This window comes from Vibrio iocasae (genome assembly GCF_042245395.1).
Lineage (GTDB): Bacteria > Pseudomonadota > Gammaproteobacteria > Enterobacterales > Vibrionaceae > Vibrio > Vibrio iocasae.
The window spans coordinates 991,650-1,016,372 of record NZ_CP145310.1 but is presented as its reverse complement, the minus strand read 5'-3'; the positions used below and the strand labels follow the sequence as shown (position 1 = coordinate 1,016,372).

The 24,723-nt window shown below is 42.0% G+C and carries 27 protein-coding genes; 7 read left to right on the top strand and 20 right to left on the bottom strand.

The genetic code is table 11. The features are described from left to right. Positions 1-145: 145 nt before the first annotated feature. Both SNR28_RS04570 and SNR28_RS04565 read right to left on the bottom strand, forming a co-directional pair. Positions 146-919: a substrate-binding periplasmic protein gene (locus SNR28_RS04570; protein WP_375749842.1), complete on the bottom strand. Its 774-nt coding sequence runs from the start codon at positions 917-919 to the stop codon at positions 146-148. A 107-nt stretch (positions 920-1,026) separates the two neighbouring features. Then, positions 1,027-2,118 (bottom strand): ketoacyl-ACP synthase III, encoded by a 1,092-nt coding sequence (locus tag SNR28_RS04565; RefSeq protein WP_375749841.1) that lies wholly within the window; start codon positions 2,116-2,118, stop codon positions 1,027-1,029. A gap of 213 nt (positions 2,119-2,331) precedes the next feature. Here SNR28_RS04565 and SNR28_RS04560 point away from each other — a divergent pair, with 213 nt between their 5' ends. Next, positions 2,332-2,514: a hypothetical protein gene (locus tag SNR28_RS04560; RefSeq protein ID WP_375749840.1), complete on the top strand. Its 183-nt coding sequence runs from the start codon at positions 2,332-2,334 to the stop codon at positions 2,512-2,514. Between the two features lie 69 nt (positions 2,515-2,583). On the opposite strand, the gene SNR28_RS04555 is transcribed toward SNR28_RS04560, so the two are convergent. The 3 genes from SNR28_RS04555 to SNR28_RS04545 form a co-directional block, all read right to left on the bottom strand. Continuing rightward, entirely contained in the window at positions 2,584-4,290 is a 1,707-nt protein-coding gene (locus SNR28_RS04555) for an SgrR family transcriptional regulator (RefSeq protein ID WP_375749839.1), read from the bottom strand. A gap of 76 nt (positions 4,291-4,366) precedes the next feature. Further along, positions 4,367-4,597: a DUF3389 domain-containing protein gene (locus SNR28_RS04550; protein WP_375749838.1), complete on the bottom strand. Its 231-nt coding sequence runs from the start codon at positions 4,595-4,597 to the stop codon at positions 4,367-4,369. Between the two features lie 4 nt (positions 4,598-4,601). Further along, positions 4,602-5,027 (bottom strand): hotdog fold thioesterase, encoded by a 426-nt coding sequence (locus tag SNR28_RS04545; RefSeq protein ID WP_375749837.1) that lies wholly within the window; start codon positions 5,025-5,027, stop codon positions 4,602-4,604. An 81-nt stretch (positions 5,028-5,108) separates the two neighbouring features. Between SNR28_RS04545 and SNR28_RS04540 the strand changes: the two genes are divergently transcribed. Further along, positions 5,109-5,891 (top strand): M48 family metallopeptidase, encoded by a 783-nt coding sequence (locus SNR28_RS04540; protein WP_375749836.1) that lies wholly within the window; start codon positions 5,109-5,111, stop codon positions 5,889-5,891. A gap of 99 nt (positions 5,892-5,990) precedes the next feature. Beyond that, positions 5,991-6,560 carry a PhnA domain-containing protein gene (locus SNR28_RS04535; RefSeq protein WP_375749835.1) on the top strand — a complete coding sequence of 190 codons (570 nt, stop codon included), beginning with the start codon at positions 5,991-5,993 and terminating at the stop codon, positions 6,558-6,560. 56 nt (positions 6,561-6,616) lie between these two features. Here the strand turns inward: SNR28_RS04535 and SNR28_RS04530 are convergent, their stop codons facing one another. The 4 genes from SNR28_RS04530 to SNR28_RS04515 form a co-directional block, all read right to left on the bottom strand. Continuing rightward, a complete protein-coding gene (locus tag SNR28_RS04530; RefSeq protein WP_375749834.1) occupies positions 6,617-7,003 on the bottom strand; it encodes an ATP-binding protein in 387 nt (128 codons plus the stop codon). A gap of 116 nt (positions 7,004-7,119) precedes the next feature. Continuing rightward, on the bottom strand, positions 7,120-7,311 hold the full coding sequence (locus SNR28_RS04525; protein WP_375749833.1) for a hypothetical protein: 192 nt from the start codon (positions 7,309-7,311) through the stop codon (positions 7,120-7,122). 379 nt (positions 7,312-7,690) lie between these two features. After that, on the bottom strand, positions 7,691-7,873 hold the full coding sequence (locus tag SNR28_RS04520; protein ID WP_375749832.1) for a hypothetical protein: 183 nt from the start codon (positions 7,871-7,873) through the stop codon (positions 7,691-7,693). Positions 7,874-7,882: 9 nt separating this feature from the next. Further along, positions 7,883-9,616, bottom strand: coding sequence for a bifunctional metallophosphatase/5'-nucleotidase (locus tag SNR28_RS04515; RefSeq protein WP_375749831.1), 1,734 nt, complete (start codon positions 9,614-9,616; stop codon positions 7,883-7,885). A 192-nt stretch (positions 9,617-9,808) separates the two neighbouring features. On the opposite strand from SNR28_RS04515, the gene SNR28_RS04510 reads away from it, so the two are divergent. Beyond that, positions 9,809-11,446 (top strand): DUF2813 domain-containing protein, encoded by a 1,638-nt coding sequence (locus SNR28_RS04510; RefSeq protein WP_375749830.1) that lies wholly within the window; start codon positions 9,809-9,811, stop codon positions 11,444-11,446. A 64-nt stretch (positions 11,447-11,510) separates the two neighbouring features. Here SNR28_RS04510 and SNR28_RS04505 read toward each other — a convergent pair whose 3' ends face one another. Then, a complete protein-coding gene (locus SNR28_RS04505) occupies positions 11,511-12,002 on the bottom strand; it encodes a DUF1097 domain-containing protein (RefSeq protein ID WP_375749829.1) in 492 nt (163 codons plus the stop codon). A 183-nt stretch (positions 12,003-12,185) separates the two neighbouring features. Then, positions 12,186-13,091 (bottom strand): LysR substrate-binding domain-containing protein, encoded by a 906-nt coding sequence (locus SNR28_RS04500; protein WP_375749828.1) that lies wholly within the window; start codon positions 13,089-13,091, stop codon positions 12,186-12,188. Between the two features lie 211 nt (positions 13,092-13,302). Here SNR28_RS04500 and focA point away from each other — a divergent pair, with 211 nt between their 5' ends. After that, positions 13,303-14,760: a formate transporter FocA gene (gene focA, locus SNR28_RS04495; protein WP_375749899.1), complete on the top strand. Its 1,458-nt coding sequence runs from the start codon at positions 13,303-13,305 to the stop codon at positions 14,758-14,760. A gap of 59 nt (positions 14,761-14,819) precedes the next feature. Here focA and SNR28_RS04490 read toward each other — a convergent pair whose 3' ends face one another. Continuing rightward, positions 14,820-15,068: a DUF2164 domain-containing protein gene (locus SNR28_RS04490; RefSeq protein ID WP_375749827.1), complete on the bottom strand. Its 249-nt coding sequence runs from the start codon at positions 15,066-15,068 to the stop codon at positions 14,820-14,822. Between the two features lie 115 nt (positions 15,069-15,183). Between SNR28_RS04490 and SNR28_RS04485 the strand changes: the two genes are divergently transcribed. Further along, a complete protein-coding gene (locus SNR28_RS04485) occupies positions 15,184-15,822 on the top strand; it encodes a hypothetical protein (protein WP_375749826.1) in 639 nt (212 codons plus the stop codon). A 10-nt stretch (positions 15,823-15,832) separates the two neighbouring features. Here the strand turns inward: SNR28_RS04485 and SNR28_RS04480 are convergent, their stop codons facing one another. Both SNR28_RS04480 and SNR28_RS04475 read right to left on the bottom strand, forming a co-directional pair. Then, complete coding sequence (locus SNR28_RS04480; RefSeq protein WP_375749825.1) at positions 15,833-16,312, bottom strand: NYN domain-containing protein; 480 nt, start codon at positions 16,310-16,312, stop codon at positions 15,833-15,835. A 2-nt stretch (positions 16,313-16,314) separates the two neighbouring features. Continuing rightward, positions 16,315-17,214, bottom strand: coding sequence for a helix-turn-helix domain-containing protein (locus tag SNR28_RS04475; RefSeq protein ID WP_375749824.1), 900 nt, complete (start codon positions 17,212-17,214; stop codon positions 16,315-16,317). A 52-nt stretch (positions 17,215-17,266) separates the two neighbouring features. On the opposite strand from SNR28_RS04475, the gene SNR28_RS04470 reads away from it, so the two are divergent. Further along, positions 17,267-18,637, top strand: coding sequence for an MATE family efflux transporter (locus SNR28_RS04470; protein ID WP_375749823.1), 1,371 nt, complete (start codon positions 17,267-17,269; stop codon positions 18,635-18,637). Between the two features lie 24 nt (positions 18,638-18,661). On the opposite strand, the gene SNR28_RS04465 is transcribed toward SNR28_RS04470, so the two are convergent. The 6 genes from SNR28_RS04465 to SNR28_RS04440 form a co-directional block, all read right to left on the bottom strand. Continuing rightward, the gene (locus SNR28_RS04465; protein WP_375749822.1) at positions 18,662-19,054 is read right to left on the bottom strand and encodes a nitrous oxide-stimulated promoter family protein; all 393 of its coding nucleotides are present in this window, start codon (positions 19,052-19,054) and stop codon (positions 18,662-18,664) included. A gap of 100 nt (positions 19,055-19,154) precedes the next feature. Beyond that, positions 19,155-20,756 carry a glycoside hydrolase family 32 protein gene (locus tag SNR28_RS04460; RefSeq protein WP_375749821.1) on the bottom strand — a complete coding sequence of 534 codons (1,602 nt, stop codon included), beginning with the start codon at positions 20,754-20,756 and terminating at the stop codon, positions 19,155-19,157. A 110-nt stretch (positions 20,757-20,866) separates the two neighbouring features. Continuing rightward, positions 20,867-21,856 (bottom strand): LacI family DNA-binding transcriptional regulator, encoded by a 990-nt coding sequence (locus SNR28_RS04455; protein WP_375749820.1) that lies wholly within the window; start codon positions 21,854-21,856, stop codon positions 20,867-20,869. A 193-nt stretch (positions 21,857-22,049) separates the two neighbouring features. Next, positions 22,050-22,718 carry an SH3 domain-containing protein gene (locus tag SNR28_RS04450; protein ID WP_375749819.1) on the bottom strand — a complete coding sequence of 223 codons (669 nt, stop codon included), beginning with the start codon at positions 22,716-22,718 and terminating at the stop codon, positions 22,050-22,052. A gap of 118 nt (positions 22,719-22,836) precedes the next feature. Next, positions 22,837-23,187, bottom strand: a complete 351-nt coding sequence (locus SNR28_RS04445) for a hypothetical protein (protein ID WP_375749818.1) — start codon at positions 23,185-23,187, stop codon at positions 22,837-22,839. A 25-nt stretch (positions 23,188-23,212) separates the two neighbouring features. Continuing rightward, positions 23,213-24,508 (bottom strand): peptidoglycan DD-metalloendopeptidase family protein, encoded by a 1,296-nt coding sequence (locus tag SNR28_RS04440; protein ID WP_375749817.1) that lies wholly within the window; start codon positions 24,506-24,508, stop codon positions 23,213-23,215. Between the last annotated feature and the right edge of the window lie 215 nt (positions 24,509-24,723).

The window sequence follows — 24,723 nt, the reverse complement described above, 5'->3', positions numbered from 1 at the left end:
GAAACTGACGAGTAAAATTAAATATTCACATGAGTTATTGATCGCAAAGATAGCAAACGAATGAGAGTAAAATTTGATGTGAATCAACGATGTGAGAATTTAATATAAAATAACCAACTATATAGGGGGAGAAATATTAAATATACTAATTATCTGAATTTAAGCTGTTTTTCATGTTAATTAATAACTCTTGATATCGACCGGATTGTTTTAGTTTTGTAAATCCAGAGTTAAATAAAGATATTAGTTCTTCACTTGATTTAGATTTTTTGGGCAGGACTATATAGAAGGCGGTAGTTATTAATGGTTTTTCGTTAAATGTGAATTTTCCTTTATTTTCTGATAAATCAGTTTTTATAATGTATTGCCCTATTTCCCTGGTTATTGGGAAAACTTTTATTCGACCTGCAAGTAGCTTCTGAAGATTTTGAAGGTCAGAATTAACTCGATCTACCTGAATTTTTCCGGCTGCTTCGGCTTGTGCAAATTCCTCTCCATAGAAGTATTCGAAAGTACCTCCTATGGGAATATCCTTTAAGTCCTCCATATCATTCCAATGAAATGGGTAATCCTTCATATGGAAAAAGACTCTTTCACCTATCAAAATAGGATCTTTGCTAAATAAAAACTCGTCTTCCCTTTCCTTTGAATGAGCAATTGCGATAACCCCATCAACGAGCCCTTCTCTTGCAAGATAGACTGCCCTTTTCCATGGATAAAACGAGTATTCTACGCTGATGCCTGATAAAGCAAAGGATTCAGTCACGATCTGAGTAAAGGTGCCATAGTCTGGCATGGACTCGGAGATATAGGGTTTCCATTCACCAAGTGAGAGGCGAATTGATGTTTTTCCAGCACTAGGCAAGGCAGTTAGTAGCAGGAGAAGTATAACAACTCTTAGTTTGTTAAAAGGTTTCATCTTAAAGGCTGATAAACCATACTTAAGTAACTAATAAGTGTTATTAAGGCATACTTGCAGAAAATAAAAAAGGGCATATCAATGCCCTTTATCTCTTTCAGGTCGATTTAACGGTTTGAGTCTCTACTTTGGCACTGTTTGACAGCATGGTCGATTAACTCTAACGCTGTTTGCTCGCATTCTGGAAGTTTTGCGTCAGATTGTCCAATTGGCGTGACGCGGTCACCCCACTTTAATAAACCCGCACCCCAAGTGAGCCCGGCTCCGAAGGCAGCGAGCAAGATAGTGTCGTTTGGTTTAACCCTTCCCTGCTCGACTGCTTCACAAATTGCGATCGGCACCGTTGCAGCGGAGGTATTACCATAGTTCTGAATATTTACGAATGCGCGGTCCTGCCCGATACCTGCCAAGTCAGAAAGCGTTTGAATGATACGAATATTGGCCTGATGTGGGATCAATAAATCAATTTGCTCCGTTGTCATCTGAGCACGCTGAAGAACGGTTTGAGCGGCTACACCCATTCCTTTTACCGCTCGTTTAAAGATATCCCTGCCCTCAAAGTTGAAGTCCCAGAAACCGTTATCTGCGGCAAATCGATCCATGCAGGTACCAAACTTCGGAACAGATAAGATGTCTCGTCCATCCGAGTCACATCCAATAAGAACTTCTTGAAGCCCGACCTTCTCTTCAGTGCGGCTAACGACTACTGCTCCTGCACCATCGCCAAAGAGCACTGCGGTATCTCGTTTGGTCCAATCAATGAAGAAAGAAAGTCTTTCAGCACCAATGATAAGCGCGTGTTTGTACGACCCAGCCTGAATGAGTCGTGTCGCAGTTTCCAAACCGTATACAAAGCCAGTGCAGGCAGCGTTTAGGTCGAATGCGGCTGCGCCAGCAACTCCCAGGTTCTGTTGTACTTTAGAAGCGGTATTTGGAATAAGTGAGTCCGGAGAGCAGGTTGCAACGATAATCACATCCAGGTCCTTTGCTTCTATCCCTGCTGCTGCTAAAGCCTGTTTCGCAGCGACAGTCGCTAGATCGGACGTATTTACATGGCTGATTCGTCTGTTTTCGATACCTGTACGGGTTCTAATCCATTCGTCAGATGTCTCTAAAAATGTACTAATATCGTCATTAGATAGTACTGCTGGTGGTATACATTTTCCCCAACCAGTGATCTCAGCATAGTACTTAGTCATTGAGCGCCTCTATGTTCATTCTTTTTCTATTTAATTCCTGAGTATACGATGAAATTGCCGTTCAGGTAAGTGCACTTTTAAGCCAATGATATTACCTAAATCACTAACTTAGCTTTAACTGGCGACAATTCGCTCAATTGGAACCATTATTGGTTGACTAGGCGTCATAAAAATGTAAAGTGATAGCCGTTGTATATACTTGAGATATTAGTTGTGAGTACTAACAAGAAAAAAAGTGACCAGAACAAAAAAGATAGCCAGTTGATTATAAGAATCAACGGCCAACAACGAGACGAGTTTGTCGCGTTGTGTGAGGATTTGGACACATCAGCAGCGCGTGAGATTAGACATTTTATCAAAAGGTTTGTCGCAGAAAATAAAGAGAGCGAAGAATAAACAATCTCCTGTCTCATTCTAAAAAACCAGCATAGTTGCTGGTTTTTTTGTGTCCGTAATGAGTGCCCGTCACCGCTCAGTGTCACCGGTGACTTCGGGCTTAACCCATACCTTACTAAAATCAAACCAACCAAGAGCATTACATCTTGCATTTTGCAACGTACCACAATGGTCTTTACTAACACCTAGCCAGCAATGAAACATCGGAATTATTTGATAATGTTCTGAGAGTGACAAACCAAGTTGTTTAGAAGGGAAAGGTTCGTCTTTTTTACTTCTCCAATCTTCAATTAGCTTATGCCATTGCGTAAAAGTATCAGGCTGACTCATCTTATTGATGTCACTGTAATCTAAAAGCCACGCTGCCAGCGCATCGTCTCGATTCGTTCCTATTCCCATGGGCTTAAACCAGATATCTACGTTGTCAGGAACATCGAGTTTGTAATCGTATTTAACCAGGTCGACCTGATGTCCGTCTTGTTCTAGTAATTTTGATATCGATTTAACCATTGCTGGGAAAACGGGATGCATAGCGTGATACGCGAGCGTGAACTTGCTGGTTCCTGGCTTTTCTACCGCAGTGGTATTATTGCGTAACATGTGTTGCCAACCAGGCTTCAGTCCTGTAGCAGGCAATAAACCCATATCTATGATGGTTTGCTCAGGTAAGGTCTTAAACAGACTAAACGAGTTTAGTTTGGAGACGAGATAACGTGCCCAGTTGTCATCTTTCAGTAATCCTCTTTTTCTATTAAGTAACAAATATGTGCAACCAGGATCGAGTTCGACATCATCCGCTGAACTGTTATGAGGAGGTATAGGGTTGGAAAGACTCGGAAAGACCATAGCCGAATAGGCATCATTGATAACCCACACTTCAACCTTATCAACGAGTGGTCGGTAACCAAAGTAACCGTCGAACACTTCTAAAACGAGTTTTTTGTCATTGTTTACTTCAACTCGATATGGACCAGTTCCAATAGGCTGCAGATCAAACTCTTCGGTTTGCCACTCTTCTGGAGGCATGATTTTCGCAGACGCTTCGCACAGCAGCAGTGGGAAATGCCAATCGGAGCTGTTTAGGTGAATATCGATAATTAATGGCGCTGGACTAGAAACACTCTCTATATGAGAAAAGAGCGTGTTGGTCTTAATGCGATTTATACTGTCAACGACATGGGCGGTTTGCAGGCTATTGCCATTATGAAACCGAACCCCTTTCCGGAGATAAAATCGCCAATGAATGTCGGATATTGCTTCCCATGTATGAGCAAGATCAGGCTGAATTTGTTCATTTTCATCGAGTCTTGTTAGCCCGCTAAATACCTGGTGAATGATATGTTGCTCTGAGCGCCTGTGCTGTTTGGTTGGATTGAGCATTGACAGGGGTCTGTAGTATGGAAGGCGTATAACCTGCGCACCTTCTACATGTTGAACACCCAGGTAACCTTCAATCACTTTTGAAAGTTTACCTGTGTCCCTGTCTAAAACATTCAGCGCCTGACCTATCTTTCCTTCTTCAAGGTATCGTCTTGCAAGGTTTTCGCTGACATCCTGTCGGTTTCTTTTAAAAACTAACTGAGATAAGTTGCCGCGACCTGCGGCAGGGTGCCATTCTATCCACCCTTCCTCTTCGAGCTTGTTCAGCACAATCCTGGCATTTCGACGTGTACAGAACAGAATCTCTGTGACTTCTTCTAATTGTATGTCGCTGTCTTTACCATCGAAATGCTCGAAAAGTTTTTCAAACTGAACTCTGAGTCTTGGACTGCTCATAAAGAGGAAATTTCTCTGCGCAATAATTGATAGGAATTTCCTATTTTAGCATAGGGTTCTGGGGTGGAAGTAATAATTATCGGATATCTATACCAATTTCATGAGATAACTGATGCAACTGCTCTTCGTTATCGAGCTTGATAGACCATTTGCACTCTGAGCCATTTACCATCACAACATTGGCTCCCGAGATCAATTCGACTGCGTCTACTTGTGCTTGCATTGTAATCATCTGTTCTCCGGCAATTCGTATGACAAGTTCGAACTGGTTAGCAATGATTTTTCCGCTTTTAAACTCAATGATCATTCTGTTATTTCTTCTTCTTTTGTACAGCAATGGTCAATCGGCTTGAGCACACTAGCCTTTTTCGCTCGTCAGTAATGTCAATTTGCCAGACCTGTGTTGTAGCTCCAAGATGGATCGGATTTGCTGTACCGACAACATAGCCACTACGCATGGCGCGAATATGATTTGCATTGATGTCGAGTCCTACGCAGTAGTGGTTTTCGTCTACGCAAAAGTTAGCGGCTAGTGAGCCAAGAGTTTCTGCTAATACAACTGACGCTCCTCCATGAAGCATACCTAAAGGTTGATGTGTGAAGCTGCATACTGGCATGGTGGCTGAAATGGAGTTTTCTGTTATCTCGGTATACTCGATTTGCAGATGTTCAATGAGTGTATTTTTTGATGTGGCGTTAAGTTTGCTCAGATCTATCTCTTTTTTCCAAATCGTCATAATGCGTCCTTTTTTGTAAGTGGTACTATTATACTTAAGTGACTAATAATCCTAAACCCATAGAAATTAAGGAATCTTATTTTGATGCGTTGGAAAACTGCCCTTCTAACATTGTCGGTTGCTGCCATAGCGGCTTGCAGCTCGTCTCCAACCGGACGAAAGCAACTGATCATGTTTTCTGATCAAGAAATGGTTGGTCTTGGAAATCAGTCTTTTGAACAGATGAAAAAAGAACAAAAAATCAGTACAGACAAGAACAAGATAGCCTATGTGCAGTGTGTCACGGATGCAATTTTACCTTATGTTCCTAAGCAGCCCGGTTTCGATGAGTGGGAGGTTGTTGTGTTTGACAGTGAACAGGTTAATGCCTTTGCGTTACCTGGTGGGAAAATTGGTGTTTACACTGGTTTACTAAATGTGGCCGTTAATCAGGATCAGTTAGCAACAGTTATTGGCCATGAGATTGCGCACGTACTGGCTAATCATAGTAACGAGAGGATATCTCAGGCACAGTTGGCAAATGCCGGACTTCAAATTACCAATATTGCAATGGAAAGTAATGAACATCGTGATATGACGATGGCGGCATTAGGTTTAGGTGTTCAATATGGTGTCCTGTTGCCTTATGGACGCACACAGGAGTCTGAAGCCGATATTGTTGGTCTGGAACTCATGGCCAAAGCCGGGTTCAACCCAAATGCAAGCGTCTCTCTTTGGATGAACATGGCGAAAGCCTCAGGTGGAAGCCAGCCTCCTGAGCTACTTTCAACGCACCCGTCTCACAGTACCAGAATTACCGATCTAAGGAACAAGATTGGACAGTTACCAAACTCTTCTGCAGGCATGCCCGAGTGTAAGCTATAGGTCTACCGAATAATTGATAGTGTGCTGACATGAAACGCTTTTATTCTGGTTCATAAAGTGGATAATACAGCGAAAATTAATCCTATTAAGGTAAGAACAATGTCAACTGAAGCAACTATGCTAGAACGCTGTGGCTCGAAGTGTGAGCTTTGTGGTTCAGACTCAGCGCTATCCCCATTTATCGTATCTCCACATACTCAAGTTACAGTGGATCACGCTGTAATGATTTGTGATACCTGTAAAGATCAGGTTGAAAACCCGGACACGATGGATGCAAACCACTGGCGTTGTTTGAATGACAGTATGTGGAGTCAGGTTCCACCTGTTCAGGTTATGGCATGGAGACAGCTAAAGCGCCTTTCTGAAAAAGAAAGCTGGGCGAACGATCTGCTGGACATGATGTACATGGAAGAAGACATTGCTAAATGGGCTGAGATCGGTATGGACGAAGGCAACAACAAACATGTTGATTGTCATGGTGCAGAGCTTAAAGCCGGTGACAACGTGACTATCATCAAAGACCTTCCTGTTAAGGGCTCAAGCATGGTGGTAAAACAGGGCACTATGGTACGTAATATCGGTCTGGCTAAGGACGACTTTGATTTGTTCTCAGGTAAAGTTGACGGCCAGTCTATGTGGCTGCGTTGTGAGTTTTGTCGTAAGAAGTAATTCGAACTGCTTTATCACAAAGTATCTTCCTAAGGCGCTGACAAGGCGCCTTTCTCTTATTCTTCCCAATTCTGCCTCATTCTATCAATCACTTCTTCTGGTACGTTATGGATGTTTTGGTATTCGCCATTACAGATAAAGACAGATAGCTCTATCCCCTCTTCAGAAGCCATATCCTCGTACACTTTCATTTCCCATTGTTGAACAAACGTGTTTGACACTATCACGTTGTGCCCTTCTTTTAGGGCTTGTTTCGTTTGTTCCTGACACCAGCGATGCGCACTTACAATTTTTGAAGCGTCATAGACGTAGTTTCCATGTCTGTCTTCGAAATACATATCTGCTTCGTAGTGCTTGGCTCCTAGTTGAGTTTTCATTTTTTTCGCAAGTGTTGTCTTACCAGAGCCAGGAAGACCTCGTATGAGGATAAACTGTTGTGTCATGAGTGATTAACTGTATTGAGGTGGGGCGGGTTACGAGATAGAGGATAATAGAAAACTAGAAAAAGAAAAACCCCGGCTAATTCCTCAACCGGGGTTCTATTCAAACTGTTTTTCTATCAACGTGTCATGCCAATATCTTTCTGCATGTGTGAAGATAGTTCACTTGAGTAATATGCTTTTTCTGGTTCACCAGAAACAAACAAAATATCAAGTATGTGAGCAATCAATCCTTTGATGTTTACCGCGTAGGTTTTCTTATCCATAGAGGCTGGAGCTGTTACAACGTTTGCATGCATTACCTGAGCCATAAGTACCTCTCTACTAAATTTGATTACTGACTTTATGGGATTTATTTTATCCAAATTCTCATTGGTGAAAAAATGACAAATATTAGAAGTTCGGATAAGAAAAACTAATGGATATACAATGTGAATGCAATAATCAGTGTCGCTTATTTATTTGATGAATAAATATTGACTTGTATTGTATAAATAGTGAATAAAGTGGGTTTTATCGGGATTTAAGAAAAATCCATGAAGTTAGTATAGGTTGGCTTGATAGATTTTAAGAAATTTTCGAAGTTATATTTGGGTCAATTATTTTTATCCAAATCACATTTTGGTTCAGATACTAAAACGCCAGTCAAAATCGGTGACTGGCGTTACGTATTTTCTGGTCTTATCACGATTAAATGCCAGCTAAAGGAACAAAATAGACCAATGCTGACCAAGCTGCTATCCAAACAACGACGACAGCTGTATCTAACCAATCTTTAATCCACATCTGGTTGTCTCCCATGTCTAGGTTTTCTCCAGGTACAGGTCGCATAAATGCGAGCTTTCGAAGATTTTCTAGCAATGGGTGTGCCATGTACGTTAATTAACCAATTTGTTCTATGGTGTTTTCAATAGCACTTAAGCGGGATGGGAAGTTTTTAACAAACTGTATAAAACAATCTGCCATTGAATAGTGCGTGACAGTGCCCTCTCCTGCGACTCTTGTTATCGCATCATACCCTTCCTTACCTTTCATCGTGTATGCAGAGGATGTACCCATGTACTGCCTTTCAGGTACGACATTCTGCCAACCCTTATCCTGTTGATAAATTCTCAGGTTTTCGATTCTTTCACCCTCAGGCTTCTGCTTGTTGTAATGAAAGTCCAGATTATAGGTATAAGGGTAACTTCCTGACCCTGTGCCTATCATTCCATTGTTGAGCGCATTGTTAATTGCCCCTTCTAAAATAAGGGCAATATCTTTCCCTTTTAAGTAGTAGACCCCAATAGGTACGGCAAACGGTAACAATTTTCCGGCAATATCAGCCACAGTGACTGGACCTGCTCTTAGGTTGGTTCGAACACCTCCAGCATTGTGAATCGCAAACTCAGGAGAATAACCTTTGGAATGCATCATGTGATAAAACGACTCTGCAACTAAAGGAGCAACTTCACTACCACCTATTGAGTCTGGCAAGCGAATATGACGAAGATCGCGTGGAACCGTTCCAATAATTTCCTGCTGAAGCTTTCTTACCTTCGGGATGTATTTGTCTTCTAGCAACGTATGTAATAACGGGTCACGCTTACAAACAACGATATTGTTGTGCTGTCTGAGATATTGAGCGGCTTTGTTGTGGACGTCATCGTCATGGGTTTGTTGCAATGTCGCGTCAATGCACAACCTACGACCAATAAGAAGCTCATTTCTTCCTGAGAAATGTATAACCTTACCATCGGCAGAAAACTCGATATCGCAATGCCCTATGCTTTGTGAATGGAAACCAGACTGCACGATATAAGTTTGGTTCACCTGGCTCCCGTAATCGTCTTCTTTATTTAAACCTAAGTCACTAAAGTCGCCCTGTAGCGTATGAGTATGACCACCAATGATAAGGCTAATACCATCAACATCAGAAGCGAGCTCTTTATCCACATCGTATCCCAGGTGGCTTACCAGAATTATCTTGTTAATGCCTTGTTTTTGTATTTCCTGAACCGTAGATCTTGCGGTTTCGAACGTATTCATAAATGGCGTATCTGGGTCTACGTTTGCAATGTCTTCCATCTTGTCGATAGAAAGACCAAATATTGCGACGGTTTCTCCCTGTGCTTCCTTGGTAATCCAGTTTGCTGCTTTAGTTTTTGTGTTGTAAGAGATCAGTTTTTTGCTCTCTTTTAATGTGAGCTTTTTGTGGGGGCTCTCATTGGACACGTCCCAGTTGCCTGACATTAGCGGGAAGTTAATACGGCCTAAAAACTCTGCGACAGGATCATTGCCCATGTCCAGTTCGTGATTGCCCAGAGTCATCGCATCTAGCTCAAGTGCATTGAGCATGTCTGCGTTGGCCTGACCTTTAAATAATGAAAAGTAAAGCGTTCCCTGAAAACAGTCCCCTGCATGGAAAAACAAAAACTCACTGCCATTTTCAATCGCACGTTGCTTTAGTTGTTTTGCTCGCGCTGCAATGCGTGCGAATCCACCGTTACTGACAAACGGTGTGACTTTTTCTCCTTCGATATCGAGTGTTAACTGAAGTGACTGCGGTTCGAAGTATGAGTGGGTGTCGTTAATATGAGCCACGGTTAGTTTTACGGGCTTATTGTTTTTATTCATATCTATTAAATCTCTTCTATTCGCCGCAATAGTAAGCCAAACATTATGACAATGTCATGAAAACTTTTATATCAATTATGAGCCATAGAGTTTTGAATGAGTTTTTCTTTTTAAATCAATACCAAAGTATGAAGATAATCAGGCGAACTTACATTTTATGAATTATCATTACTTTAAGTAAGGAGCGAATTTATGCAGTTAAGTCGTATTGATATATCTGGCTTTCGGGGCATCAGACGTTTATCACTAACTTGCGATGAGCTAACAACGCTAATCGGTGAAAACACCTGGGGTAAATCGTCATTACTTGATGCGCTTTCTATTGCTTTGCCTGCAGATGGTATCCCATATCAATTTGAAATGCAGGATTTCCACGTTGATTACGCCATTGCACACCCACAAACCCAACACATACAGATAATACTGACCTTTGTACCCAGTTTTGATGGTGAAGAGCGTTCAGGAAGGTACCGAAAGATTGCCCCTGTATGGACTGAAGACGAGCAAGGCAGCAAGAGAATTGTTTATCGGGTAAGTTCAGATAGAGACTTGTATAAAATAAGCCAGAAGTTCTCTTTTCTTAACCACGACGGTACGGTGAAGTCCCTTCATCATCCGGAGAAGTTAGCCTATGAACTTATGTCGCTTCATCCGGTGATTCGTCTTCGGGATTCTCGCAGAATGAGAGAAGCCAACAATGGGAAAGAGACTGAAGTTGAGAACTCCAGAGTTGAGCGAAGAATTCAAAATACGTGCCGAAGGCTTCTGGATATGCCGGGTCATGTCAGTAAACGCGAGATTAAAAGTAGCCTTAACTCAATGCACGACTTAGTTGAGCACTATTTTTCGTTCAAACAGAGGCGTAAATCTAACCCTAACAAACCGCGTGATAGCCTCTCGTTCACTTCAAGAGCTGCTTCTAAAAACCTATTACAAGCCATTGAAGAGACCAAAAGTAATCAGACCAGACTGCTGATATTGATCCTTCTTAACAATTACCTTCAGGCAAAAGGACCGAATAACTTACGTAAGTGTGCTCGACCAATATTTATTATCGAAGATCCAGAAGGACGTTTGCACCCTACTCACCTTTTGCGGGCATGGAACCTGGTCAACCTGATCCCAATGCAGAAGATTCTGACGACGAACAGTGCCGATTTACTGGGTGCAGTGCCTCTGAGTTCGATAAGGAGACTGGTGAGAAAGTCAGACAGGACAGAGGCGAAACAACTACAAAATAAAGCACTCAGCAGAGATGAACTTAGACGTGTGGGTTTCCATATCCGTTTTCACCGTTCGAGCGCTCTTTACGCACGTTGTTGGCTTCTGGTTGAGGGTGAAACCGAAGTTTGGTTATTTAATGAGTTAGCGAAACTCTATGGCTATAACTTAACTGCAGAAGGCGTTCATATTATTGAGTTTGCTCAGTCTGGATTAAAGTCGTTGTTAAAAGTAGCGAAGGCATTCGAGATTGATTGGCATGTGGTGACCGATGGTGATGCTGCAGGTAAGAAATACGCGACAGCTGTAACTAACTTATTAGGGAATGACTTACGTCAACACCGATTGACTGAACTGCCAGAGAAAGACATAGAACACTATCTATATATTAACGGATTTGAATACTTCTTTAAGGATCTGATTAAGATACCTCACGATCACCCTATTCCGCCTAAGAAAGTCATCACCAGAGCGTTGAAGAAGTATGCGAAACCTGATTTGGCGTTGGCTATTGTTTCCTACTGTGATGAGTACGGGCCGGACTGCGTGCCTAAGTTGATTCGCACAACATTAAAACGAGTGATAACAATGGCAAACGGGAACACATAAATATATGTGTTCCCGCTTTTTGTTCAATATTTATTTAAGGTAACTAGATTATTGAAGATAGCTATCAGTTACTTTGTAGTACTGAGTTTTTGCGATTAGCAGATCGGTTTTCAATATAGGATTTTAGTGCAAGTCCGGTGAACTTCATCAGGTAACCGAAAATACCACCAACCACCAACGAAGGAATAACAAGCGCCCAGTCACCATTAGCCGCAAAAGTCGCACAACAACCGATGAATGTGCCAGGAATATAGGCAAGAACGGTGTTCTTAGCTTGAATACACATCATGAAAGAGACGAGTGCAGTAACGACAAAACCCATGATTTCTAGTGGGAAAATGCTGCCACCTTTAATCATAACCATAGCCCAGAACACTCCGGAAACATTTGCTGCAAGACTAAACCCAAGTCCTTTCAGACCTTCTGTAGGGGAGGCAAAATAACTAGTGCAGCCCAAAAAGCCAGCCCAGGTAATTAGACCCATAGAGATAGACACCCATCCCCATACACCCGACAGGATCCCAGTTGTTATTGATATTGCTAGCAGTGCACTCATGATCGCTCCGAAACCTCAGATTTGCAGATTCAAAAAGCGATACTAATGCGAAATAGAGATACCATAAGTGATGACTGTCACATAAAAGCATGTATGGAATAATGTGTTACATGTAATTTGTGATGCAATCGATTAATCAACAGAATCCGATAAAATATCAATAATACTTAAGAGTGCTATCAATTATAAAACACTGGGTTTTCCCTGAGCCATCCTCAACCCTTCCCGAATGATGCAGTCGGCTAATGGACTTTCAGACATATCTGCGCGCCATATAAAAGAAAGGGTTCTTTCCATATCCAGTTCTGGGACGTTTAATGCCACTAATTGTCCGCTTTTTATGTGGTTTTCGACATCGAGATAAGGAAGGCAGGACAAATACGGCCCATTTTCGACCATAGCTCTAAGAACCGGTACGTGTTCGTATTCTCTCCAGACGTCCAAATCTGCGATTAATTTATGAATAGAGCTATCAAAAATTTTTCTGGTACCTGAACCAATTTCCCTTAGCACCCATTTCGCCTGTTCCAACTGTGCAAGACTGACACGTTCTCGGTTTGCAAAAGGATGATGAGCGGAGGCAACAACAATGAGGTGATCACGGCACCAGACTTCTTGATGAATACGGCTATCATCGCAGCGACCTTCAATAATACCGAGGTCATAGCGGTAATTCAGGACACCGTTGATGACACCGCGAGTACTCTTAACATTGAGGTTCATACGGATTTCCGGGAAGTCCGTATCAATAATACTGATAAGCTCTGGAACCAGATGCTCTGCAGGTGTCTGACTAGCACCAATTCGAATCTCACCGCTCACCAAGTGTTGGTCGTAAAACCCGGTTTGTATCTGTTGTGCGTCTTGCAATAAACGTTTTGCTTTTGGACGCAACCACATTCCCCAATGAGTAAGCGCCATCCTTTTACCCTGTCTTTCGAACAAAGGGCGCCCCAAAACCTTTTCCAGTTGGGAGAGCGACATGCTTGTTGCCGACTGGGTTAAAGCCAAATTATCTGCTGCCTGACTAACGCTACCTGTATCGGCAACAGCGTCAAAAACAGCCAACTGTTTTAATGAGTAACGCATCTCTATGCCTCTGATTTATCGTTATTTATATGCTTATTGGTTCATTTTAACAGCACAGAATTCTTTATCAATTTTTTTGATAGCAATCCTAATTAATATCAATTTTACCTGTTCGGATTTTCCATCGTATTGTGTTTAGGACTCGAAGAAAAAGGGCCAAAGATTTAGGGAGTTTTGCTCCATGCAAATTAAACAGGAGGAATATGTAGCCATGTCGACGACAAACGCGGTGGACTTAAGACCATTCTTTTCACCAAAGGAGATGATGTCTGAAGCCGAGAAATTTGCGTTAGGGAAAACAAGTAAAACGACAAGTATGACCATCAGCTTAGCCATTATGGCTGGTGCGTTTATAGGACTCGCGTTTTTGTTTTACATCACGGTTACCACCGGAAATCCAGACGCAGGATGGGGAATTAGCCGCTTTTTGGGTGGCTTAGCATTCAGTATGGGCTTAATACTCATCGTTATTTGTGGAGGTGAGCTTTTCACAAGCTCAGTGCTTTCGAGTATTGCGTGGGCAAACAAGCAAATAAGTTTTAACCGAATGGTCTTTATCTGGGGAAAGGTCTACGTAGGTAACTTTATAGGAGCCACTCTGCTTTTAGTTCTCGTTACTGCTGCTGGGCTGTATCAGATGAATAATGGCATGTGGGGGCTAAATGCACTCAATATTGCACAGCACAAGTTACATCACACAGCACTCGAAGCATTTTCTTTAGGTGTGTTGTGTAATCTACTTGTATGCCTCGCGATTTGGCTGACATTCAGCACGCAAAATGCGCTGGCAAAAGCGTTCATGGTGATGCTTCCGGTTGCCATGTTTGTGAGCAGCGGATTTGAACACTGCGTGGCTAACATGTTTATGGTTCCTCTAGGGGTCACGATCAAAGCAATGGCTCCGGAATCCTACTGGCTGCAGCTGGGTGTTGATTCATCTCAATACGCAGACCTTACCCTTTCACACTTTATTACTGCGAATCTGATTCCTGTAACGCTCGGCAACATTCTGGGTGGTTCGGTACTGGTTGGGTTGTTCAACTGGGCAGTTTTTCGCAGGCCAGAACTTAAAACTGCCGAGAGTTACCCGGTAACTAACACTATTAAAACTAACAACGTCAAGGATATAGCTATGAACAGTAACATTCTAGTAAGAGATATTATTAACCCTAATGCACCAGTCTTAGTTGCTGACATGCCAATAGAAATTGCGCTAGACACGCTACTAAAAAGCCAGTTTCAGGGCGCTCCTGTCACCGATGTAAATGGCAAGCTTGTTGGTTTTCTATCCCTTCATGATGTGATGGTCGAGTTATGGTGCCAGGACTACATTCCTGAAAAAGGTCAGAAAGTGGTTGACCTTATGACACGTGATGTCTTGGCTGTTAACGCTAATGACACCTTATTGGATGTAGCTGAGTTCTTTTGTATAGACAAAGATCAGCTTTACCCAGTCTCTGATACTGGTATTGCTATTCGACTGAACTCTCTTTCATTGGAAGAGCGCGCAAAGAGCATGAAGATTACCAAACCTCATACCTTACCAGTGTTAGACAATGGCCAACTGATTGGAGTTATCTCCCGAAGCGAGGTTGCTGTAGCACTGAGACCTATCTATGGTGATAAGCTCAACCTTATCGAAGAATCAGAGGCACTTGAAACGGCTTAATCGGATATAAAAGCTAAAGAAATAGCTAGCGAAAAGTACCCGAGCTGTCGGGTACTTTTCTATAACTGCGTCTCTTTTTCTATCTCGTACAGTTCATCCGAAATATCCATAACCTTTCTTTCTATAACCAATTGTGCGTCCTTGACGCCCTGGTTGTAATAAATGCTACCCATTTTGTCACTGATGAAATCAATAAGAAAATCTGCATCAAACTGTCCTAAATCGGTACCAAGTTCTTGTTCGAAATACTCTTGAAGTAGTGAAATCATCGCTTCTTTTTGTTTACTGTCTAACTTAATGTCGCTCATTTTCATTCCTGGGTCATAGAATCCAATGGTTTATTTGATAATACTTCACAACTAAATACAAAACATTGTATTGTAGGCAAAAATATAATCCAACGTACATTCTGGGAGAAGAGCCTTGTTAAGGGATCTGGTCATTAAAAGCATTCAGAATTTTCAAAAAGATTGCCTTAAACTTTGCGAGAATCACTATCCAACGGTGCACAACAGAGGCATGAGCGAGCACCATCTGGGTAGAGCTTTTGCCCGTCGACTAAGTACGACTCTTGACGATTTCGGCCATTCAAACCAGTTTGAAGCGATGGAAACAGTCAAAGCGACCGATCATCCACACCATTATCAAATAGCATCAGAACTCGGAACGGTTTGGGTGCTTACGCATCATATGGCGAGCGCAAGTACCAGTTGCAGGGAAAAGTTATTGGCGGATATCAGCGAATGGCAGGCTGAGTATGGTTTCGCAATTCAACCGAATGACATGTTGGTGTTATTAAGTGATCACTGGATTTCCCGAAGCAAACAAAGCCGTGAGCTGCTGTCCTGGTGGATGGGAGATTTGCCTGATGATATCAATGAGTTTAGTGAACAAGGGATCACGCTTTATCAAAGCGAATCCCGTTTGATTCATGAGTTAGACCGTCGATTTCAGATTAGCCCTTGTTACCTGAGGTTCGGGCATCCGTTAGTGCGCTCAACCGATCAACAATTGGTAAGAAAATATTTGCAGCTATACGCAATTCTTGAGTGGCAAACATAACGTTTTTTAGCTAAAGCAGAAGATCGTCTTCAACTGCATAGTAGTAGCTTGCCTGATTAATTAATGACTGTGCGGTTAAAGACTCAACACTATAGACGGAGAACAACTTCCCGTATTTATTGATAACCCTTTCCGCAAGCATATCAAAATCACCGTCCCCCGATAGCAGAATGATCTCGTCTATTTCTTTTAGACTGGCTGATTCGATAACATCCAAAGTGATGCCAACGTCCCAATCCCCTTTTGCACTGCCGTCAAGTCGCTGAATAAAGGGTTTTAACTTAACGTCAAAACCAATTCCTCTAAGAATATGATGAAACTGCCTCTGTTTTTCGTTGTTGCTAGCGATAGCGTATGCCCTCGCTGAAACAATATTGTTTGCAGATGAAATCTTCCGCCAAAACGAGTTGTAGTCAAAACGTCGGTTAAATCCATCTCTTGTTGTGTAGTAGACGTTTTGAACATCTACGAAAATAGCTACGTTTGCCATAATTATTTCTGAGAACCATTGATATGTTGTTTACGATATTCTCGTGGAGAGCATCCAAAATGAGCTTTAAATCGGTGAGTAAAATTGTAAGGGTCATTATAACCCAGACGTTGAGCGATCATACCTACCGTCCAGTCCTGATGATGCAGTAAGTCGACAGCTTTATCCATTCTTAAAGAGATGAGTTTACGTCTCGGTGAGCAATCAAACAAAGATTTTGTTACCCGGTTAAATTGTTCTTCACTTATGTAGCACCTGGCAGCCATCTCTTTTATTGTCCAAGGCATCTGAAGCTGTGACTCAACTTCATTGAAAAGTGCCTGTACTCTCATTACTGATGTCATCGGTTTTGCTTCTACACCTGTCAATAGTCGCGATAATTCACTGACGAGCAGCTTACGATAACTGTTTCTTGAACCGATTTCACTGTGCAGCAATACAAGTAACGACCAGACCTGTTCGCACTCTTGAAACGGAATAACACTTTGTCCAAACTTCGGCATTGAGTTCCATTTACTGGTGTCAGGGAGCAGAATCCACACCATTTTCCATTTGGTTTGCTCTTTTGGGAGTTCAAATCTAAAGGGAATACATGCTGGCAGGATGGCCAAAGTATTTGGTTTTAATGGTATGCAGGTGTTTGAAGTCGTCAACTGCCCCTCCCCGTCTAAAGTAAAAATCAACGTGTGTACGTTTGCTCCTACTCTTTCTACTTCATAACCATCTTTTAACTCTGACAAACCAGCCATGAAAAAACCTTCTGATTCTAGTTCCGGTATCTCAGATAAGGTTAAAAAACGTTCTTTGCAAGCAGGAGCGAGATAAGTGTGGTCGCGCCATACCTCAGGAGGTTTAAAATCACTAATGACGGATTCGAACAGGTTTTTGCTATTTTTGAACATGTCACAAACCTACGCTCAGGAATATATTACTCACCAAATTACAGGAGCAGTTATGACTTTTCAATCTCAACTTAAAACTACTCCACCCCGCATCATTTCGAGGGTGGCTAAGCTTGCTTTACCCGTAGCGATACAGAGTGCCCTTGTTGCCATTTTATCACTTGCCGACGTTCTCATGGTGAGTAATTTTGGTATGGAAGCAACCGCCGCTGTGGGAATTGCATCAAAATGGCATTTTGTGGCAATCATGATAATGGCAGGCCTTGGTACTGCTAACGGTATATTGGTTGCTCAATACTGGGGGATTAGCGACGCTGCTTCAGCTAAGACAGTGACTGCTCAAGCGGTGATGCTGGGCATTAAGATCATGATTCCTGTGACGGTGCTGATTACGTTTCTCTCGCCATGGATTATGCAGTTGCAAACCAGTGATCAGGCCGTAATTCAGTTCGGCTCTCAGTATCTGTGGTATAGCTTTCCTGTGCTGATAATGACTCATATCATTATCGTGCTCGAATCAAGTATGCGCTCTAGTAACGATGCAATGACGCCGCTTTACCTTGGCGCTGTTACCATCGCACTAAACATTGGACTCAATTTCTGGTTAATCAAAGGTGGGTTTGGAGTCGAGCCTATGGGCGTGGCAGGCGCTGCATTAGCAACCACTATAGCTCGATTTATTCAAATAGTACTGATGATTCTGTGTTTAAGAATAAAGAAACATTGGTTGGTAAAAGCAAAAGTAATCAGCAACAAAGAACGTTTGGTTATATCATTTAAAAAACTGGCGATCCCTAATGCATGTAACTCTTTGCTCTGGGCATTGGGAACACTCACTTATCAAATGATTTTTGGTCACATGGGTACAACAGAGCTAGCAGTGTTTAGCATGCTAGGTCCGTTTGAGGGGCTTTGTTACTCGGTCTTTTTTGGTGTGTCTGTTGCGTGTTCTGTGATTACTGGCCAAAACCTTGGACAGGAAAGATTTGAACAAGCAATCAGCATGTCCAAAGTGTTTATCCGTTTGGTTTTTGGTGTTGGAATTGTTCTGGGAGCATTGTTGCTGTTGCAAAGAGAGTTATTGCTTGAGTGGCTGAACCTTTCAAATCAGGAGTTCTATCCATTAGCGCTACCTGCTATATCAATTTTGTGTGCCGGGATATGGTTGAGAATGCTAAACCTCATTATCATCAATGGCATTTTGCGAGCAGGAGGTGAAACTGCGTTTTGTCTGCGTATGGACTTCATCGCGATGTGGATGGTAGGTATTCCACTGACCTTTTTTGCCGCATTTATTGCAGACTGGAGCTTTACCATTGTCTACCTGTTAATGATCGCCGAAGAGATTGTAAAGTTTGCGCTTTGCTTCAGCCGTTACTTAAAACTGAAATGGGTGAACAACTTAACGTTAGCGCATACATAAAGAAATAAGCTAGGAACTCATGTCCTAGCTTATTTTGTTTCTGTTTAATCTTATATAGCGATTAGACATGTTAACTGGTGGCTGCTCTGGAACGGGCCTTTTTTCATGTCGAAGATGCCTGATAGCAAGAATCGGATGAGAAAACAGCATTCTTGGCCCCGAATAAATCATCACCTCTTTCATCTGCGCTTTCGGCTCTGGCTTATAACAATGGATCGGGCATTTGTTGCAGGTAGGTTTATCTTCACCATAAGGACACCTATCCAACTTAGTTTCGGCATAAGTTAGAAGTTCCTGACACTCATTACACAGTTTGTTACTTTGATGGTGTTTTTTACAGTAAATCTCCATCATAGCCGTAACCGTTCTAAATTCGGTTTCTAGCTCGCCTTCCAGAACGGTTTTAATTTTTCTCATCTTTTGGGCCAGACTGATTATTAAGTTATTTCCAAAGGATACTACATTTGCAAAAACGATTAATTAACTAGTTAGAGGTATATACACACCCTAACTTAGCCTAGATCAAGTTTAGTGCTCGAAACTCCATTTGGGCTTTACCGTGAAGAGCAATTTTATGGGCATCGTGATCAACGAAAACTCTTCCACTAAGTACACTTTCTCCATTGTTTATAAATACTTCTACCGATGATGTATCCGCTAGTATTTGGAGCTGTACTTTACTACCTGTTAGTTTCACTGTTCTGATAGTGTCCCCTTCTCTAATCAAAGAATCGCTACGATCCAAGGTTAACGTGTTAGATGCACTATCCAGTGTGATTTTCAGTTGATGTCGACTACCTTTAAACAGCTGCAACTCATCACCCAAGGACAATATAGTGTTGAGGATGTACTGGTTATTGCCAGGATCAAACTCAGAGTTTTCCAGAATGATATTTTTCACAGGCCCCGCCTGGTCAAAATACTCTTTGGCAGGTTGTTGCAGCAGATGTCCATCTTTATTAGATAGTTCGCGGATACAAGTCAGTTGGTGAACCCAGCCATTGTCAGAACTTGGGTGATTCACTTCGTCAGGTAGTCCCATCCACCCAATCATTAACCTTCGACCATCGGGTGAGAGCGTGGTTTGTGGAGCATAAAAATCAAATCCGTAATCGAGGTGTTGGAACTCTCCAAACACGATCGTGGCATCATCTCGAATATCAACTTTAGAGATGCCGTTGTGGTGTGGAATCGTATGATGTTCACCCAAGGCATCGATGCCCTGAGGGCCAATAACAGTAAAGCTCTGCTCTTCGATCTGGAAGAAGTCCGGGCATTCCCACATATAGCCAAAGTCGCCATATTCGTCACCAACGAGCTTAAAGAATTTCCAGTTATAAAGGTCTGCAGATTTATAGATGGCAATTCGCCCTTTGAGATCCTCTGTCTGTACACCAAGTAACATGACCCACGTGTCATGATGTTTGAATACTTTAGGGTCGCGGCAATGAGGTGTCACTCCCGGAGGAAGCGAACCGACAACGGGACCATGTTTCTCAAAGTTGATGCCATCTACACTGGTAGCCAGACACTGAGTGGTAAGACGGTCACGTTGCTCTCCTATCCGTACATTCCCGGTATAAAAAAGGAATAGCGTGTTATTCAGACTTACCGCATGACCAGAAAACACACCATGACTGTCATACCAGTTAGAAGGTGACAGCGCGAGAGGTTTGGTTTCCCAACTGATCAGGTCGGTACTTGTAAGATGCGCCCAGTGCTTATCTTTGTGTTCACACCCGTATGGATACCATTGGTAGAACAGGTGGTACTCACCATTGTGATAGATAAAACCATTTGGGTCGTTTAACAGTCCAACTGGAGGTGATATATGCCAACCTGGTCTGAACTCGCATTCGACGTGATTAGAGTAACTAAGTACCTTTGACTTTTGTACCCTATCTATCTGCTCACAAACATCATCGAGTATTTCATCTGTATGAGCAGTTTCTCTCGCGAAGATGGCTTGATTAAGGTGGGTATCAAACGGAGTGTCGGCTTTATCCAGACTAACCAAATCTGAAGAAAACACTTCGAAATAAAGTGTGTCTTTCGTCGCTAAAAGTCGCTTAACATTCTTAAGACCACCACATTTTTGAACATACTGATGTAACACCATAATCATTCTCTGATAAAGTTGGGAACGTTTGCAATTTATGGCAAATTTAAGGTAAACGCAAGCGTTAATTGAGCGTTTACCTATTTGCTAAAACTATCACTTATGGGAGTTCAACAAGTTTCCCGAGTAATCGATTCAAAACCTAATATAATTTTTTCGGATGTCAGGTTCTGCTTTTGCGCAATACTCAGGATAAGATTTGCAGCTGTTTCTCCTGCTGTTTCAAAGGCATAGGAAAATGTGGTGAGTGACGGTGTAACCACTAGGCCAAGTTCGTCATTGCCAACACCAATGACTTTTATCTCCTCGCCTACTGATTTATCCGATTCAAGTATTGCTTTAATTGCACCAATAGCGATTTTATCCGTAGCGCAGAACAGCCCGTCTAATTCAGGGTATTCGGTTAACAGCCGTTGAGTTTGGTCGTAACCGGATTCAATACTGAAGTCGCCCCTACTGTGAAAAAGAGGAGCTTTGAGACCGCTATGAGACAAAGCTTGTTCCAGACCTGTAAATCGCATGGCATCGACCGCGATATCTTTGCTGGATACACCAATGAATCCAATATTGCTCGCTCCGCTTTCGATGAGGTTACTACCCGCGACAAAGCCTACCCGCTGGTCATCATGGACTACGCTTGGGATGTTAAAAAACGAACCATCCTGCCCGACCAGTACTACTGGAGCTGCGGACTTTGCTATTGCATCCGTTAATGCTTTATCCAGATGTGTTGCGTACAGAATAATGCCTTCTACACGCTTTTGGTTAAATAGCTGAATGTACTCAAGTTCTTTCTCGTATCGGTGTTGACTGTTCGCCAGAAGCACATGTTTACCTGCTTCCTCAAATATTTTTGTCAGACCATCAACACCCAGAGATGTAGCGTTTGAGGACATTGTAGGAACGATAACTCCCATCAAGTTGGTCTTCTGCGATTTAAGATCTTTAGCGACCTGATTAACCACATACCCACACTCTTTTATCGCTTTTTGAACTTTTTCTTTAGTGGCATTTTTAACACCATATTCGTCGTTTACTACGCGGGACACCGTAGATTTGGAAACGCCGGCTAAACGGGCGACATCATGTAAGCTAGCCATATTAGGGAATCAACTTGTTATTTTTGGGAATTCCCAATTCTGACGGTTCGTAAAAGAGAAATAAAGAGCTGTTTCAGGCATATGTAAGGGAATTTGAAATTCCGACGTGATAAGCCTCACAAAAGAGCAAGGCTACTATTATTTTTAAAGTTTATTATGATTATTGATATGGGAACGTTTTCTATTTAAGTATTTATCTTGGGTAAAAAATTTCACCTGTTTCCACATTCAGATAAACCTTGTCCTGGCGCTCTATACCACCACAGTAAACGAAATAGACAGGGTCAGGCTTGTATGCAACTGAAATTAACCAACCTCCAAGCACTTCGAAATCTTCAAAAGTACATCGGCCATCATTGATCAGGTTTTGTGTGGCAATGACAAATTGGTCTTCATGGACGACAAAGTCATCTGATTTTTTTATCAGCTTTACCATTGTTTTGCGTTTATCAGCCGCTGTGATGACCGGAGGCGTTTCGGATAGAAACTCTAGATTAATCCAGTCGGCAACATCATTACCGCTGTCGTGAACCATAAAGTCTGAAATTCGGATCCACTCGCCTTTTACTTCTAGTGAGTGAACCTTGTCTCCTTTTCTCAAGACTGAGCGGATTAATGAGGATTTGTCAGGATAGGAGCGAACGTTCAGACGCTCACTAATGACGTAATAGTCACGGTTTTGTTCAATACTGGTTTGGGTTACAGGTTCAGGTGTTTCCTCTGCCATAGGCTCAGGGGAAACTTCTTCTGTACTCTCGACCATGGCTTCTTCTTCATTCATCATGAAAAAGTAGTAATAAGCGCCACCACCTCCACCAGCCAGAATAAGTAGAACAACAATAATGATGACAAGCTTTTTCATGTGGTTGCCCTAACCTTTCTTATTAAATCAGACTCATTTAGCATAGACCTATAGGTATGTTTTCGGCTAATAATCTAAATTCTTTAATAAAAAAGGAAGCTTGACGCTTCCTTTTTACTTAACTCTTTTTACGCTGTTTAAATGTTTTTCCGGCTATCTGGTAAACATCTTTTTGCTTCATGTCGAACATCGTCGAGAAGAACCAGGCAACGAAATAAATCACATCTTCGCCTTCATTCATAATATGTTCTACAAACTCCTCCTCTTCACCGGAGTCATTTTCCTGAAGAGTCACGTGATAGATTCGCTTTTCGCCTTCAACTTCGGCTAAAGCGAACTGACCAGTAAGCGACTCTGCGACTTCAGAAACTTCTGAATCAGCACAGGCCTTAAGCAATTGAAGTGCTTCGGGTAAGTTTTCTTTCTTACAAAGCTCTTTTACTAGAGCTTCAAAATCATTCTGTAACATGTTCAAACCTAGGTATGTAAGGTGACTATTCACCAGCTTTTGCTAACAACTGATCTTTGTACGAGTCGACAAATAGCGCATCGTACTGTGCAATTTTTGCTTTAAACTGACTCAATTCTTTCTTCGGCACTGAGCTAGCCATTGGAATTTTGGCCGTCATGGCATTAACTGGTCGGCCACGGATTATAAACTCGTAATGAAGGTGAGGGCCAGTAGAACGTCCGGTGTTTCCGGAAAGAGCGATTTTTTGTCCGCGTGAAATTTTCTGGCCCTTTTTGACTAAAATTCTGCTCAGGTGTAGATATCGGGTTTTGTAAGTGCCACCGTGATTGATCACAACATACTTACCAGCATATGGATGATTTCTGGTTAATTCGACTCTTCCATCTCCGGTTGAGTAAACTGGTGTGCAGGTCGGGGTGGCAAAATCTGTTCCGTTATGAGGAGATGTTCTTCCTGTTACCGGGTGCTTTCTTTTTGGGTTAAAGCTTGAAGAGATGCGGTAACGTTTGTTTGTAGGGTACCTCTGGAATGCGCGTTGTAAGCTTTCTCCATTGCTATCGTAGAATTGACCATCGGAATGAAGATAAGCATTAACTACGCGACCACGGTTGTGAATCCTGATCGCTTGTAACTCTATTTTACCAGTAGGCTCTGAATCAACGTACTGCTCGCGCTGAATTACCTCGAACTTGTCCCCTGCTCTTAGATCCCGAGAAAAGTTAAGTTTGTTTTTTAACAAGTTGTTGATTTGATCAATTTGAAAATTACCAAGGCCCACTTTATTCGCAGAAACAGAAAAGTTGCCATGAACTTCACCGACAAACGGGGTCAACTTCCAGTCTCCAGGAACGGAGATATCTTTATAGGCGTATTCACCATCATCTAAGCGATCATAAGAGACTCTATCTGCCGCGTTAAACTCCAGCACCATTTTTTCGAGGTTGCTTCCTTCCTTGGTTCGCCAGAAAAGAAGTTTGTTCCCTGGTCTTAAGGTATCGAGCATAAGATAGTTTTGGTCGACATCCATAACCTTCATAAGGTCACTATAGGGAAAGCCAAGTTTACTGAAAAGTGAACTCAGGTTGTCACCTTTTTGAATCTCGTAGGCGTATTCAGGAGGAGTGTCGAATAACAGTTCGGAATCACTGTTAACAGAAGCTAAATATGAAGGCAACTCATGGAAAGTTAAAGGAACTTCTTTTCTCTCTACAGATGAGGCAGAAGTATTGAATGCAGCAACTACTCCGATAATAGGGAGTAGATAAAAATAAGACTTTTTAAACACAAAAGTATCCAAACTATAAAACGAATCTAGCATTACCGTGCTTCGGTTGAGAGTCGGTAGCTTTTTTATATTGAAAATATCTAGTGGATTATAACAAACCTATCAGCTAAGCCATATAGTTCAAGGTCACTAGAAAACTTTTGTTACTTTATAACATGCGTTATTTCATGAACAAGTAAATTTACAAAAAAGCCAACGAAACACGTTGGCTTTTTTTGACAGGGTTTTAAGTGATTAGTTCACAATGA